Origin of the sequence: Pseudogulbenkiania ferrooxidans 2002, from assembly GCF_000174355.1 — a bacterium.
GTDB lineage: Bacteria > Pseudomonadota > Gammaproteobacteria > Burkholderiales > Chromobacteriaceae > Pseudogulbenkiania > Pseudogulbenkiania ferrooxidans.
Genome location: NZ_ACIS01000005.1, coordinates 263,303 through 277,138 on the forward strand (window position 1 = coordinate 263,303; position 13,836 = coordinate 277,138).

Below are 13,836 nucleotides of genomic sequence, written 5' to 3' on the forward strand. Positions count from 1 at the left end.
CCGGTTACCGGGCACACCTATCTCTCTACAAAGGAATGACTTTATGACTGATACCTCTCAAGCGCGTCTCGCCGCCTTGCCCCATTTCGCGAGCGGTGCCGGCACCCTGGCCGCCATCGTCGTCTTCGCCGCGATCGTGCCTACCGTCCTGCTGGTGGCGCCGGCGGTCGCTGCGCAACTGGCGATGCAGCTTCACCTGGGACCGGCCGAGATCGGCCGGCTATTCTCGGCGGAACTGGGGGCAATGAGCGCGGCCACGCTGCCGGCCTACTACTGGCTGCCACGCTTCGACTGGCGTCGTGCCGCGTTAGTGGCAGCGCTGGTGTTCATCGGCGCCAACCTGGTCTCGGCACTGGTGCCGGGTTACGCGGCGCTGCTGGCGCTGCGTGTGCTGAGCGCGCTGGCGGGTGGGTCGCTGATGATCCTCTGCCTCTCGGCCGCAGCGATGACGCCGAATCCGGACCGGGTCTACGGCTTCTGGGTGATGGGGCAACTGGTGCTGGGCGCGGTCGGGCTCGCCGTGCTGCCGACCTTGTTCGATCGTTACGGCATAGCGGTCTGCTACCTGGGTCTGGCCGGGCTGATGGCGCTGAGCAGCCCGTTGGTTCGTTATCTGCCGGCGGCACCGGCCCCGCGTGTCGCCGCCGCTTCGGCCAACGTTGCGGCGACGGACTTCGTCTTGCCTGCGGGCATCGGTATCGCCGCGGTGCTGACCTTTTACATCAGTCTGAGCGGGGTATGGACCTTCGTGGGCGCCATCGCGGCCAAGGCGGCGATCTCGCCCCAAACTTCGGGCAACATCCTGGCTATCGCCACGCTGTTGGGTGTGGTGGGCGCGGCCAGCGCGTCGGCCATCGGCAATCGCCTGCGCCGGGTGTGGGTGTTGCTGGCGGGCTATGCGTTGATGATCGGGGCGGTGGCCTTGCTGATTGGTACGCCTGACACGTTGCGCTTCACGCTCGCCACCTTCGGCTTCAAGATCGCGTGGACCTTCGTGCTGCCTTTCATTCTGGCCTCGCTGGCCGGCATCGACCGTTCGGGCCGGTTAATGAGCACCACCAATCTGGTGATCGGCGGCGGCCTCGCCATCGGCCCTGCGCTGGCCGGCTCGCTGATCGAAGCTAGTGGTGGCGAGTTCCAGCCGCTGCTGCTGACAGCGGTGGCGGTGGCGGTGCTCTCACTTGGGCTGATTCTGGCACTGCAGCGCTGGGCCACGGCTTCGGCCAACCTTTGAGATTGACCGGGGCCGCCGAGGCGTGGCCCTGTTTTGACGGAGAACCTGACATGACGACACGTACCGCCTTTTACTTCGACGAGCAGTGCCTGTGGCATAGCGCCGGTCTGCACGCGCTGACTCTGCCGGTGGGCGGCTGGGTACAGCCCCCGGCCGCCGCCGGACACGCCGAGTCGCCCGAAACCAAGCGCCGGCTGAAAAGCCTGATGGACGTTTCCGGGCTGACCCGGCAATTGCAGGTATGCAGCGCACCGCCGGCCAGCGACGACGACCTGCTGCGTGTACACGGCGCAGGCTACCTGGCGCGCTTCAAGGCACTGAGTGATGCCGGCGGCGGCGAGTTGGGCCCACATGCACCGATCGGGCGCGGCAGTTACGAGATCGCCAAGCTCTCGGCCGGGCTGGCACTGGCCGCAGTCGACGCGGTGCTGGCGGGGGAGGCCGACAACGCCTACGCGCTGTCGCGCCCGCCGGGCCACCATTGCCTGCCGGATCAGGCGATGGGCTTCTGTTTCTTGTCCAACATCGCCGTCGCGGTGGAGGCGGCAAAGGCCAAGTATGGTATCGAGCGCGTGGCCATTCTCGACTGGGATGTGCATCACGGCAACGGTACCCAGGCGATCTACTACCAGCGCCCTGACGTGCTGACTATCTCGCTGCACCAGGATGGCTGCTTTCCTCCGGGCTACAGCGGGGTAGAGGATCGCGGCGCCGGGGCTGGTGAGGGCGCTAACCTCAACGTGCCGCTGCTGCCGGGCGGCGGCCACGACGCTTACCTGTACGCGATGGAGCGTATCGTGGTGCCGGCGCTGGAGCGTTTCCGCCCCGAGCTGATCGTGGTCGCCTGTGGCTACGATGCCAACGCGGTTGATCCGCTGGCGCGTATGCTGGCACATAGCGACACCTTTCGCGAGATGACTCGCCGAGTGCGCGAGATGGCCGAGCAGCACGCTAGCGACAGGTTGGTGCTGGTGCATGAGGGCGGTTATTCAGAAGCCTACGTTCCGTTCTGCGGCCTGGCGGTACTCGAAGAGCTGTCCGGCGTGCGGACGGAGGTAATCGACCCGATGCTGGAATTCGTCCAGCTGCAGCAGCCGGCACTGGCACAACGGGACTTGCAGCGTCAGCTGCTGGACCAGATGGCGCGCGTGATCGGCCTGTAGAGGGGGAAAGTCCGAAGCACAAACCGGGTCAAGGCGCGGGTAGCCCTGGCCCGGTTTTGTCTTGGCTAACGCTGGTGCGAGGTTATTGCACCAGGGCGCGGGCGCGTGTTTCCGATGGCAGCTCGTCGAACAGGCGTCGGTAGTCGCGCGAGAAATGGCCCAGGTGGTAGAAGCCCCAGTAGCCGGCGGCTTCGCGGATGCTGGTACACTCCGGCGAGCCAGATTGCAGCATGCGGCGCACGGCGTTGAGGCGGATCGAGCGCAGGTAATCGACCGGGGTGGTGTCGGCGATCAGCTGGAAGCTATTCTGCAGCGTTCGCCGGCTGATGCGCAGCTTCTGGCACAGTTCGAGCACCGTTACCGGCTCGTCGGGGCTCGCCAGTACGATGGCCTGGCTGCGTTTGACGATGTCGCTGTGGGTGGCGTAGGTAAGGTTGTAGCGCTCGTCAGGTGCCACGTCGTTGAGCAGTTCCAGCAGCAGGGACATGAACTGGTGTTTGATGATCTTCTGGGTGCCGGTGAACTCCAGCAGGTCGGGGTTTTGCACCACCTGCTCGAAGGCACCGGGCAAGGTGGCGCGTATGCCGGCGAGATGGCCCTCGCGCAGCGGGATCACGGGCTGGCGGTTGCGCGTGCGCGCCAGGCGCTCGGCAAACTGCGGTGCCAGGGTGTCAAGGTCCTCGTAGGTGATCGAGACCTGGATCGAATCGACATTCGGCGGCAGGTGAAAGACGAATTCCTCATTGCCGTGCAGCGCCATGATCGAGTTGGCGTTTACCGGGCAGCCCTGCAGCGAGCCGGCATTCGGCATGGCGAGAGGAATGGAAACGTGCAGCATGTCGGCAGGTGTCTGGCCGTGTTGTACCACGCGCTGGTTCAACACTTCGCGAAACAGCACCAGATTGCCGACGTGGGCTCGCTCCAGCGAGCTCTGGAAGCGCCCGGCGGTGAGTTGGTCGTAAACCTGGTTCCAATACGGTAACGCCGCCGCGTGTTGCTGCGCATCGTCAAAACAGCGTGCTTCTGTCAGCATCCCGATGCTCCTAAGATGCAGTGTTTCCCTATTCAGCGACGGTACCTGGGACATGGCCCGGGTTTGGCGTCGCTGCTCTCATTTATCCCAAGCGGTCCATCGTTGTGGTGCCTCTACCGGGCGTTAACGCGGACCATCTATCAGTATACGACCATCGTTTGGTATCGGCTTGATTTTGCTAGTGGTCGCCGGGCCAGGTGCCGATAGAAATCCTTGGACAAGAATATTCATTTCATCAGCCTGGACGGGTGTCGCTACAATATAGTTAATATATAAACTACATGGTGTGAGACGTGTTGGCAACTGAGTGTTTCACGCTACGAAGCCCGGCCAGATCCGGTTTTCATCTTCGTACGCTCTGCGGGTCCAGTCACCCCTGCCGTTGCCTGAGGGGGGACAATCACGGTGTCATCCAGAGAGAGATTGCGACCTGTCAGCATTTGCCGATTTGGGATAAGGGGGTAGAGCCGCTCCGAGTACATTGATAAACATCAAGGCGCCAAGGTTTGACTCGATGCTAGCCGAGGCCGCGACACGGCGCCGACAACACGATTCGAAGCAAGCATTCAGAAAAGGAGCAATGAGGATGGATCAGAACCTGGTTCCCGTTCTCCCCGTAGTGAGCGCCTTCCTGCGCAAGGAACATGGCCTCCTCGTCGATGGCACATCGGTACAGGCCCGCGCTGGGGGACGCATCGAAGTACGCAACCCGGCCACCGGAGAGGTGATTGCTAGCGTGGCGGATGGCGACGAGCAGGATGTCGAGGCGCTGGTGCAAAGCGCACATCGTGCTTTCGCCGGTGGTGTATGGTCCGGTCTGCGTCCGGCCGACCGTGAGCGCATCCTGCTCAAGTTCGCCGAGGTGATCGAGGCGCACGGCGAGGAGCTGGCCCAGCTAGAAACCCTGAACCAAGGCAAGTCCATCCATATCTCGCGTGCCATCGAAGTAGGCGCTTCGGTTGAATACGTACGCTACATGGCCGGCTGGGCCACCAAGATCACCGGCGAGACCATGGACGTGTCGATCGCGGTGCCACAGGGTACCCGTTACACCGCCTACACCCGGCGTGAGCCGGCGGGGGTCGTGGCCGCCATCGTGCCGTGGAATTTCCCGCTGATGATCGCGATCTGGAAGCTGATCCCGGCGCTGGCGGCCGGCTGCACCATCGTGCTCAAGCCCTCCACCGAGACGCCGCTCACCGCGCTGCGCTTGGGCGAACTGGCGCTGGAAGCCGGCATTCCGCCGGGGGTGGTCAATGTGCTGACCGGGCGCGGCAGCCGTGCCGGCCAGGCGCTGGCGAGCCATCCGCTGGTGAGCAAGATCTCATTCACCGGCTCTACCGACATCGGCAAGACCGTGGCCCATGCCGCCGTGGATAACATGACACGTTTCTCGCTCGAGCTGGGTGGCAAGAACCCGATGGTGGTGCTGGCTGATGCCGACGTCGACAAGGCGATCCAGGGTGTGCTGATGGGGGGATTTCTCAACCAGGGTCAGGTGTGCGCCGCCGCTTCGCGCCTCTATATCCACCGCAGCAAGTTCGATCAGATTGTCGAGGGTGTGGCCGACACCGTCCGAGGCATGACGCTCGGCTCCGGGCTCGATCTCACCGCCCAGGTCAATCCGCTGGTGTCGTCCAAGCAGCAGCAATCGGTATGCCGCTATCTCGATATCGCCCGCGCCGAGGGCGCGCGCGTGCTGGCCGGCGGCGGCAAATCCGATCGGCCCGGCTACTTCGTACAGCCAACCGTGCTTACCAACGTCGATCACAGCAAGACCGTGGTACGCGAGGAGATCTTCGGACCGGTTCTGGTGGCAATGCCGTTCGACAGCGTCGAGGAGGCGATTCAGCTAGCCAATGACACGCCGTATGGGTTGGCGGCCAGCTTGTGGACCAACGATCTCTCCGCGGTGATGAACCTGACACCGAGCATTCAGGCCGGCACGGTATGGGTGAACAGCCATGTCCCGCTCGACCCGAACCTGCCGTTTGGCGGCCACAAGCAATCCGGCGTGGGACGCGAGTTTGGCCGCACTGCGGTGGAGAGCTTTACCGAGCTCAAATCGGTGTGTATCGCGCATTGATGTCTCACCAGCCACTGATCCGCTCCCTCTCCCGTGCATGTGACCGAAGGAAACTCCCGTGGGAGAGAGGGTTGGAGGTAGGGCACTGCCGTCCAGGGAGAATTCATGGCCTTATCCACCTGCTCCGAACACTACGCTCGCCGCTGCATCGATAGCCTCACCGCCTTGGTGCCGGTGTCGTCCTGTGCGTTCTATCGCGTGGATGAGCAGCTGCGCCCACGCGACTGGCTGTTGCACAAAATGGCCGGGCGTGTGCACCGGAGCTACGTCAGTCAGTACCAGCAGCATGACCCGTTGCATCCCATGCGTTTTGGCAGCGGCCGTCGCGTGGTGGTGCCGATGGATGAGGTGCTTCCACTGCGGCTGCGCCCTGGGTCGCCGTACAGCGCTTTCATGGCGCGCAACGCCATGTGCGATGTGGTTGAGTTGTTCGTGCGCAGCAAGGGCAAGGTCGTAGCCGGCTTCTCACTGATTCGAGGCGAGGAGCTGGGGCACTTCAGCGCCGGTGAGCTGGAGATGCTGGAGTACCTGCACAAGCTGGTGGAGTTGGCGGCCGAGAGCGGGCTGCCGCAGCAGGGGGAGCCAGCCGGTTTCACCCAGTTCGAGCGTCTGACGCCCCGCGAACAACAGGTGGCATTGCTGGTGCGCGACGGCGCCTGCAACAAAACCATCGCGCGTGACCTAGGCCTGGGACTCCCCACCGTCAAGACCCATCTGCAGCACTTGTTCCGCAAGTTTCAGGTTGTGAACCGTACCGAACTTGTCAGCCAGTTATTCCTGGTTGGTGAGGGGGCGGGGTAATGACCGGCCAACAATAGGCCGGGTAGAAAGGCAGCGCTCATAATAGAAAAGCGCGCCTCGGAGAAAATAGAGAAGCTTTCAAGGAGTTGCATCAATGTCGCTACATCAAAAACTCACCCGATACCTCGATCAGGGGGTAGTCGGTTTTCCAGTGGCACTGGCGAGCTCGGTCGGCGTGGTAATGGCCAGCCCAGTGATTCTCACTGTCACCAGTGGTTTCGGCATGGCCGGCAGTACGTTCGCGCTGGCGATGGTGATTGCCTACATCATGATGCAGGCGCAGGCCACCACGTTCTCGGAAGCCGCCTCGATGCTGCCGACCTCGGGCGCGGTTTACGACTACATCTCGTGTGGCATGGGGCGCTTCTTTGCCATTACCGGCACTATCGCCGCCTATCTTCTCGTGCATGTCTTTGCCGGCACGGCGGAAACTATTCTGTCCGGCATCATGGCATTGGTGAACTTCGAACACCTGAACACCATGATGGAGCACAGCGGGACTTCATGGATGGTCGGGGTGGCCATGGTGATCTTCTTCGGTATCCTCAATGCGCTGGGTATCACTATCTTCGGCAAGGCGGAGATCATCCTGACTTTCGGCATGTGGGCCACGCTCACCATCTTCGGCATCCTCGGCCTGATCAAGGCGCCGGCGGTGAAGCTGGACGGCTGGTTCGGTGCGCCGGTGTCGCTGCAGGACCCGACCGCGGTGTTGAGCCTGATTGGCATGGCGATGTTCATGTTTGTTGGTTTTGAGCTGGTGACGCCGTTGGCGCCGGAACTGAAGAACTCCGGCCGCAATATCCCGCGTGCCGCCAAGATTGGCCTGACCGGCGTGGCGGTCACCATGTTCATCTACGGTGCCGCCGTGGTACGTCAGGTGGCTAACGTGGCGATGGACCCGAAAGGTGCCACCCACCTGCTGGACACCCCGATGGCGGTGCCGCAGTTCGCCGGCCAGGTGATGGGACCGTTCGGCAAGATTTGGCTGGGTATCGGACTGCTGTTCGCCGGTGCCGCCACCATCAACACCCTGATCGCAGCGCTGCCGCGCATTCTGTATGGCATGGCGCTGGATGGTGCCCTGCCAAAAATCTTTACCTATCTGCATCCACGCTTCAAAACGCCGCTATTCGGCATTCTGGTGGCGGTCGCGGTGCCGTGTCTACATGCCTGGGCCATCAACGGTGACCTGGATCGCATCATGCCGCTGGTGCTGGCGGCTGTGTGCGCCTGGGGGGTGGCCTACCTGCTGGTGACGCTGTCCATTGTACGTCTGCGCTTCACCCGCCCGGACTTCCCGCGCGCCTACCGCTCGCCGTTTTTCCCGCTGCCGCAGGTCATCTCCAGCGCCGGCATCCTCATCGCCATCTGGTACATCACGCCTCCGGGTATGGACCCGCACGCCATTTATGTGCCGTTCGGCATCATGCTTGGCCTGACTGCGCTGTATGGTTTGTTCTGGACCGTGTTTGTGCAGAAAGTGCATCCGTTCCGTCCGGTGCCGATCGAGCAGATTCTGGAAGAGGAATTCAGCAAGACGGCCGAGCATGGCGCACTGATCGACGAGGAAATCTCCCGTGCTCACCAGGCTGGCTGAACGCTTGAGGGCACGTCAGCCCGGCGGCTACCGCCCCGGGCTGACGCTGGAGCGGGTACGCCACAACCTGGCGCCGCTCGAATGTCAGGTCGAGAGCGCCACGCTACTGCATTGCAACGCCGGCAGTGGGCTGGCGTTCGACGTGCGCGAGCGGGTCGAGCCGATGTTCCTGGCGCATACTGTGCTGTGCGAGTTTGAACTCGCCGTTCCGGGCGGCTTAACCGGCCCGGCCCGCCTGGAACTGCAGCACACTGGCGCCTTCAAGCGCGAGGGCATCCGCTGCGTGGTGAAGCAGGGGGATCGTGCCGAATTGGCAACGTTGATACGGCGCATCGAGCAGGATGCTTCGCTGCGTGCTGCCATTCTGCCGCTCGACTTTCGCCGTTGCGAGCTGATTGGTAGTGAGCAGGGTTGGCTTGTGCGCATCGAACATTTCGGCGCCAGCGAGGTGGTCAACCGGTTGCCGCCGATGCGGCGCTACATCCGGCTGACTCCGGCGCAGCGCCAGTGCCTGCTGGCCAGCTTTATTGTGTTCATGCGCTTGCTGGGAGCTTGATCGGGCGCGGTCGACTGTTTTTCATGAGCCAAAGAGAGGGTGCGTTTAGCACCTTTTTTTTTGGTTTCCGCTTGGGGAAATGATTTGCCGAAATGGGATAAGCGTTTCCAGAGGTTCCGCGTACAGTAATCGTGCAAGAGATCATTCCTGACGCCGCTTGCTGGCCACAGGAAATGCGGGATTGGAGAACGGAAGCATGATTAATATTGAAACGTCTACATACTACACGGCCACTAAAAAATACCACCTGAGCTTTCCCTCGCTCGAAGAAGATATCGATGTCGATGTCGTCGTGATCGGTGGTGGTTTCAGCGGCGTGAATACCGCGCTGGAGCTGGCGGAAAAAGGCATCACTAATATTGCGCTGCTGGAAGCCCGCTATATCGGCTTTGGTGGCAGCGGCCGCAATGGTGGCCAGATCATGGCGGGCATCGGCCATGACATGGAAAAGATCAAGAAGGATGTCGGCGAAGAAGGGCTAAAGGCGATTTTCGCCATCAGTGACCAAGGCGCCGACATTATCAAGGCTCGCATTAAGAAATACGATATCGATGCCGATTTCTGTCATGGCTATGGCTACCTCGGCTTCAATGGCCGACAAGCCAAAACGCTCAGGGCCTGGGAAAAAGATTTCAAATCGCTGAACTCCCAACACGAGATTCGCTATCTGGAAGGGAAGGAAGTCCGGGAGATCATCGGCTCCGATATCTATCACAGTGCGCTCTTACACATGGGAGGCGGGCACGTGCACTCGCTCAACCTGCTTCTGGGGGAAACCAAGGCTCTTGCCAGCTACGGGGTCAAGATTTTCGAAAACAGCCCGGCGGTTGAAGTGACCTATGGCGACACCATTCATGTGCGCACCGCCAAGGGCTCGGTGCGGGCGAAAAAACTGCTGTGGGCCTGTGATAGTTTCCTCAACAAGCTCGAGCCCAATCTGCACAAGACCACGATCAATACCTACGCGTTTCAATTGATGACGGAGCCGTTGCCGGATGAGTTGATCCGGAAAATCAGCCCCATCCGCGGCGCTTACAGCGATATTCGACCGGTGATCGATTATTTCCGCGTGACCAACGAAAACCGTTTGTTGTTCGGCGCAGCCACGCCCTTGATCGAGCATATTCCGAAAGACCTGAAAGAGTGGAACCGCCAATTGATGCTCAAGGTGTTCCCGTATCTGAAGGATGTGAAGATCGATCTGGCATGGGGCGGCCCGATGGCATGCAGCCCGAATCTGTTCCCGCAAATCGGTTCGCTGCCCGATCAACCCAATGTGTATTTCGTCCAAGGTTATTCCGGCTTCGGTGTGACGCCGAGCCACATCATTTGCAAGGTATTGGCAGAAGGCGTCGCTGAAGGATCGGAACGCTATGACCTGATCAGCTCGGTGCGCAGAACCCAGGTGGTCGGCAAAGACAATTTCAGGCCGGTGATTTGTTCCGCCGGCAAGATATGGCATCAAGTGTCCGGTTATTGGAGCGGGCGCAGATAAACACTAAGGAGTAAGAAAATGGCTTTGGAAAAAATTGAAAAACTCGGCCTGCAGGATCTGGGCCTGATCGGCTCGGTATCGGTTCTCGGTGCGGAGGTGATCGGCGAAGACGTGAGCGCCTATGCGAAAGGCATGTTTGGCGCGCCGACCGATCCGGTTTCGGCAGGCTACTTCGGTGTGACCAAGGGCACGTTCAAGATGGTTTACCCCTTTAATGAACAAGCGACCGTGGTGGCCGGGTCGGTGACGTTGACCGACGGCAGCACCGGCCACAGCGTGACCTATCGTGAAGGCGACAGCTGGTTTGTGACCAAGGGCACGGTGGTGACCTGGGACGTGAGCGGCGAGTTCTTCGTTAAGCACTTCTTCGCCGTGGTGTGATAGTCACGGCCGATGCGGCCGTCTCTGAATGACACCCAGACCCCAGCTGTGGCAACGCAGCTGGGGTCTGGCCTTTCCTGCGGGGCCAATTGTTGGCAGCTGGAATCCTCACCGGGAGTCATGGTACGGATGTGAGGCCGTGCGACAGATGTGATCGGACTCAGTCGGTGGTTTCTTCCGTTACGGCCTCGAACTGTGGGATGCCTTGCGGTACGGGCAGTTTTTCCAGTTCGCTCAGCAACTGGATGAGTTGGTCCAGTTTGTCCCGGCCGAAATAACTTTCAATTTGTTCGTAGCAAGCTTCAGACAGGGGGGCGATGCGGCGGGTGAGGGCGCGGCCTTCTTCCGAGACCGAGACGATCAGCCGGCGGCTGTCGACGGTGTCGCGGCGGCGGTGGATCAACCCGGCCTTTTCCATGCGCACCAAAATCCCGGTCAGGCTGGGCGAGAGGATGCAGGCGAGATCGGCGACCACACCGGCTTCCAGCTCGCCGCGGTCATCCAGCAGGCGTAGGATGCGCCATTGCTGCTCAGTCAGGCCGAAGCTGTTCAGAACCGGGCGGAAGTAGGCCATGACCGCTTCGCGGGCGCGCAGCAGGTGTTGAGGTAGGCGATGCTGATGGAGGGGGGGATGGTTTTCCATGGGGGCAGGCTTTCCCGAGGAGATTAATTAATATTTTAACAGTTTACCGGAAAGTGGTCATGCTCGCTGCCGTACCGGCGACTACCTCATCCATCCGGTTGATGCCGCGTCGGCGGTGTCCTCCCTAGACTGGTCTCCTGTTCCACACTGAGCAAGGAGAGATCATGACCTTCCAACAACGTACCATTGTCGTCACTGGCGCCGGTAGCGGTATCGGTGAAGCTTGCGCGCGCCGCTTCGCCAGCGAGGGGGCCCATGTGGTGCTGATCGGGCGCCGTCGCAAGCTGCTCGAGAGGGTTGCCGCCGACATCGGCGGGCTGGTGCTGGCCGGCGATGCCGCTAGCGCCGACGATTGGCAAGGCTTCATTGCCAGCATCCTGGCCGAGTACGGACGCCTCGACGCGCTGGTCGCCTGCGCCGGCGGCATGGGATTCGGCAGTGCCACCGATACCGACGATGCGGCCTGGCAGGCTTCGCTCCAGGCCAATCTCAACAGCGCCTTCGTCAGTGCGCGCGCCTGCCTGCCGGAACTGGTACAGCGGCGCGGCGCCATTGTGTTCATGGCCTCGATCGCGTCGTTGGCGGCCGGCCCGGAGGTGTGCGGCTACACCACGACCAAACATGCGCTGATCGGGTTGACCCGCTCGCTGGCACGCGATTATGGCCCGACAGGGGTGCGCGTCAACGCGGTGTGTCCGGGTTGGGTGCGCACGCCGATGGCGGATGAGGAAATGCAGCCCCTGATGGCGCGTTACGGAGACGATCTCGATGCGGCCTACCGCCGCGTCACCGCCGACGTGCCCTTGCGACGTGCCGCCAACTCCGACGAGATCGCCGCGGTGTGCCGCTTCCTGGTATCGGACGAGGCCTCCATCATCACTGGCGCCACACTGGTGGCTGACGGCGGTTCGACTATCGTCGACGTACCGACATTGGCGTACGGGCGCTTGTGAAGCGCTACTCCTCCGGCTCTTGAGTCACCGTGGCTCCCGCGCAGGCGGGAGTCCCGCTCGGCGGCTGGATTTCCACCTGCGCGGGCATGGCGGAATCAGTAAATCTCAATAGTTACCACCGAGCAGGGCATCCGCGTGCCCGGTGCGCTTCATTGCCAACGCCCGTTCACACTGCGCTCGATCTTGGCGATGGTGCCGTCGCGCTGCATCTGCGCAAGTGAAGCGCTCAGCCTGCCAACCAGTGCCGCGTGCTTGATGTTCAGGTGGTGGTGCAGGGTGTGCACGTTCAGCGGTGCGGAAATGTAGACGTGCCGGTATCCGATACGCTTGAGCATGAACAGACCGGAGGTCTTGGCGTCGATATGCACATCGGCGTGGCCGGCGAGCATTTTCCGGAACCCTGCCTCCATGCTGTTGGTCGGAGTGGCCTTCATCCCCGCGGTGTTCTCCTCCACCACTTCGACCCCGCGCTCGTAGTCGATCACGTATGGGCGCAGGTCTTCCCAGTTGCGGATATCGAGCTTCCGGCGCGAGAAGGCGACCATTTCGGCCTTGGTCAGCGGATGCGGGACCTCAACCAAATGCGGGTATGCCTTCATTATTCCCTTCGCTTGACACAGGTCGCCGTCCGTTTCGCCGCTGTCGGCGGAGGCCAACGAGCGCTTTCCCGGCATTGCTACCAACTTCATCCTGATGCCGATGCGTCGGTACGCCTCCTTTAGCACTTGTTGGCAGGTAACGAACAGCGGGTCGTCGGTAATCGGAAAGGTGCTGATGGTCAGCTCGCGCTCCGGCGCAGCGCAGAGGGTAGCTGCGTTGAGCAGCAGCATGGCAGCCAGCAAGGGGGAGACGGGTTTCATCACTTGTAGTGGGCGTGCGATCGGGCCTTCTATTTAGTCATGTTAGCGCCGGTTGCACTGCAACTCACCCCTTTCCTGCGCACTCCGTCGAGCTGTGAGGTGGCCGAAAGCACCGCGCCTAGGGGCAGACTGTGTCTATAGCACGGCCGTTGACTCCGGCAGCGTCGCTCCGCCGTCGACCACGATGGTCTGACCTGTGATGTAAGAGGCCGCATCTGATGCCAGAAACAGCATCGCCGCGGCGATGTCGGCCGGCTCGCCCAGCCGCCCTAGCGGTATGCCGCGGGCGATGGCGGTATTAAGGGCCTCGTCGCCGAGGTTGGCCATCGCCGGCGTGCGGATCATACCCGGTTCCACACCGTTGACGGTGATGCCGCTCCTGGCCAGTTCCAGTGCTGCCGAGCGGATGAAGCCATTGACGCCGGCTTTCGACGCCGCGTAATGCGTCAGCCCCGGGTAGGCTACACGGGGGCCGGTGACCGACGAGGTGACCAGAATGCGCCCCTTCCCTTGGGGCAATAGCAAGGGCTTGGCCGCTTGAGTGATCCAGAACAGTGCGCTCAGGTTGACAGCGAGGGTGCGCTCCAGCAGGGCCGGAGTGATGTCGTCGAGAGGGGTGAGAGGGAAGTAGGCTGCGTTGTGCACCACCACGTCCAGCCGGCCACAGTCCCGCACGATGCGAGCGATTAGCGCGACGATCTCTTCACGCTGTGCCAGGTCAGCCTTGTAACTGTACACCGCGCCGCCGGCCTGACACAGCTCGCTGGCGGTGTCGTCGGCTCGTGACTGCTGCAGATCGGCGATGGCGACGGTGGCGCCGTGTGCGGCAAAGGTGGTGCTGATGCCACGGCCGATGCCTTGCGCGCCGCCGGTGACCAGCACCACACGTCCACTGAAGTCGAACTCGACCTGGTTTTCTTTCGTTTGTAACGTATCCATTGTGCGTTCTCCTCGGGCATGGCATGCAGGCTGATCCCGACTGGGTACCATGAGAAAAGAAGGGCAGGAGAGGACGGATCTCCTGTCCTTGG

At 61.9% G+C, this 13,836-nt stretch carries 13 protein-coding genes; 9 read left to right on the forward strand and 4 right to left on the reverse strand.

Translation table 11 applies throughout. The annotated features are described in order from the left end of the window. The first annotated feature begins 43 nt into the window (after positions 1-43). Together FURADRAFT_RS10460 and FURADRAFT_RS10465 are read left to right on the forward strand one after the other, a co-directional pair. Positions 44-1,234, forward strand: coding sequence for an MFS transporter (locus FURADRAFT_RS10460; RefSeq protein WP_008954118.1), 1,191 nt, complete (start codon positions 44-46; stop codon positions 1,232-1,234). Between the two features lie 50 nt (positions 1,235-1,284). Next, positions 1,285-2,397 (forward strand): class II histone deacetylase, encoded by a 1,113-nt coding sequence (locus tag FURADRAFT_RS10465; protein WP_008954119.1) that lies wholly within the window; start codon positions 1,285-1,287, stop codon positions 2,395-2,397. 82 nt (positions 2,398-2,479) lie between these two features. Here FURADRAFT_RS10465 and FURADRAFT_RS10470 read toward each other — a convergent pair whose 3' ends face one another. Further along, positions 2,480-3,430: a helix-turn-helix domain-containing protein gene (locus FURADRAFT_RS10470; protein WP_008954120.1), complete on the reverse strand. Its 951-nt coding sequence runs from the start codon at positions 3,428-3,430 to the stop codon at positions 2,480-2,482. 586 nt (positions 3,431-4,016) lie between these two features. Here FURADRAFT_RS10470 and FURADRAFT_RS10475 point away from each other — a divergent pair. The 6 genes from FURADRAFT_RS10475 to FURADRAFT_RS10500 all read left to right on the forward strand — a co-directional run bounded on the left by FURADRAFT_RS10475 (position 4,017) and on the right by FURADRAFT_RS10500 (position 10,349). Continuing rightward, a complete protein-coding gene (locus FURADRAFT_RS10475) occupies positions 4,017-5,516 on the forward strand; it encodes an aldehyde dehydrogenase family protein (RefSeq protein WP_008954121.1) in 1,500 nt (499 codons plus the stop codon). Positions 5,517-5,621: 105 nt separating this feature from the next. Further along, positions 5,622-6,317: a helix-turn-helix transcriptional regulator gene (locus FURADRAFT_RS10480; protein ID WP_008954122.1), complete on the forward strand. Its 696-nt coding sequence runs from the start codon at positions 5,622-5,624 to the stop codon at positions 6,315-6,317. Between the two features lie 94 nt (positions 6,318-6,411). After that, on the forward strand, positions 6,412-7,917 hold the full coding sequence (locus tag FURADRAFT_RS10485; protein ID WP_008954123.1) for an APC family permease: 1,506 nt from the start codon (positions 6,412-6,414) through the stop codon (positions 7,915-7,917). Continuing rightward, positions 7,898-8,473: a DUF3156 family protein gene (locus FURADRAFT_RS10490; RefSeq protein ID WP_008954124.1), complete on the forward strand. Its 576-nt coding sequence runs from the start codon at positions 7,898-7,900 to the stop codon at positions 8,471-8,473. The genes FURADRAFT_RS10485 and FURADRAFT_RS10490 overlap by 20 nt, the downstream gene beginning before the upstream one ends. A 196-nt stretch (positions 8,474-8,669) precedes the next feature. Continuing rightward, positions 8,670-9,968 carry an NAD(P)/FAD-dependent oxidoreductase gene (locus FURADRAFT_RS10495; protein ID WP_008954125.1) on the forward strand — a complete coding sequence of 433 codons (1,299 nt, stop codon included), beginning with the start codon at positions 8,670-8,672 and terminating at the stop codon, positions 9,966-9,968. An 18-nt stretch (positions 9,969-9,986) separates the two neighbouring features. Beyond that, positions 9,987-10,349 (forward strand): cupin domain-containing protein, encoded by a 363-nt coding sequence (locus FURADRAFT_RS10500; protein ID WP_008954126.1) that lies wholly within the window; start codon positions 9,987-9,989, stop codon positions 10,347-10,349. 160 nt (positions 10,350-10,509) lie between these two features. Here the strand turns inward: FURADRAFT_RS10500 and hpaR are convergent, their stop codons facing one another. Then, the gene (hpaR, locus tag FURADRAFT_RS10505; protein ID WP_008954127.1) at positions 10,510-10,992 is read right to left on the reverse strand and encodes a homoprotocatechuate degradation operon regulator HpaR; all 483 of its coding nucleotides are present in this window, start codon (positions 10,990-10,992) and stop codon (positions 10,510-10,512) included. A gap of 164 nt (positions 10,993-11,156) precedes the next feature. On the opposite strand from hpaR, the gene FURADRAFT_RS10510 reads away from it, so the two are divergent. After that, positions 11,157-11,945 (forward strand): SDR family NAD(P)-dependent oxidoreductase, encoded by a 789-nt coding sequence (locus FURADRAFT_RS10510; protein ID WP_008954128.1) that lies wholly within the window; start codon positions 11,157-11,159, stop codon positions 11,943-11,945. Positions 11,946-12,094: 149 nt separating this feature from the next. Here the strand turns inward: FURADRAFT_RS10510 and FURADRAFT_RS10515 are convergent, their stop codons facing one another. Then, positions 12,095-12,775, reverse strand: a complete 681-nt coding sequence (locus FURADRAFT_RS10515) for a substrate-binding periplasmic protein (RefSeq protein ID WP_040652727.1) — start codon at positions 12,773-12,775, stop codon at positions 12,095-12,097. A gap of 165 nt (positions 12,776-12,940) precedes the next feature. Then, positions 12,941-13,744 (reverse strand): SDR family oxidoreductase, encoded by an 804-nt coding sequence (locus FURADRAFT_RS10520; RefSeq protein WP_008954130.1) that lies wholly within the window; start codon positions 13,742-13,744, stop codon positions 12,941-12,943. Positions 13,745-13,836: the final 92 nt, after the last annotated feature.

Excerpts from the sequence above, each read along its gene's own strand:
- FURADRAFT_RS10520 (WP_008954130.1), bottom strand. The coding sequence starts at position 13,744 with ATGGATACGTTACAAACGAAAGAAAACCAGGTCGAGTTCGACTTCAGT.
- FURADRAFT_RS10460 (WP_008954118.1), top strand. The coding sequence starts at position 44 with ATGACTGATACCTCTCAAGCGCGTCTCGCCGCCTTGCCCCATTTCGCG.
- FURADRAFT_RS10495 (WP_008954125.1), top strand. The coding sequence starts at position 8,670 with ATGATTAATATTGAAACGTCTACATACTACACGGCCACTAAAAAATAC.
- FURADRAFT_RS10470 (WP_008954120.1), bottom strand. The coding sequence starts at position 3,430 with ATGCTGACAGAAGCACGCTGTTTTGACGATGCGCAGCAACACGCGGCG.
- hpaR (WP_008954127.1), bottom strand. The coding sequence starts at position 10,992 with ATGGAAAACCATCCCCCCCTCCATCAGCATCGCCTACCTCAACACCTG.
- FURADRAFT_RS10515 (WP_040652727.1), bottom strand. The coding sequence starts at position 12,775 with ATGCTGCTGCTCAACGCAGCTACCCTCTGCGCTGCGCCGGAGCGCGAG.
- FURADRAFT_RS10465 (WP_008954119.1), top strand. The coding sequence starts at position 1,285 with ATGACGACACGTACCGCCTTTTACTTCGACGAGCAGTGCCTGTGGCAT.
- FURADRAFT_RS10485 (WP_008954123.1), top strand. The coding sequence starts at position 6,412 with ATGTCGCTACATCAAAAACTCACCCGATACCTCGATCAGGGGGTAGTC.
- FURADRAFT_RS10480 (WP_008954122.1), top strand. The coding sequence starts at position 5,622 with ATGGCCTTATCCACCTGCTCCGAACACTACGCTCGCCGCTGCATCGAT.
- FURADRAFT_RS10475 (WP_008954121.1), top strand. The coding sequence starts at position 4,017 with ATGGATCAGAACCTGGTTCCCGTTCTCCCCGTAGTGAGCGCCTTCCTG.
- FURADRAFT_RS10500 (WP_008954126.1), top strand. The coding sequence starts at position 9,987 with ATGGCTTTGGAAAAAATTGAAAAACTCGGCCTGCAGGATCTGGGCCTG.
- FURADRAFT_RS10510 (WP_008954128.1), top strand. The coding sequence starts at position 11,157 with ATGACCTTCCAACAACGTACCATTGTCGTCACTGGCGCCGGTAGCGGT.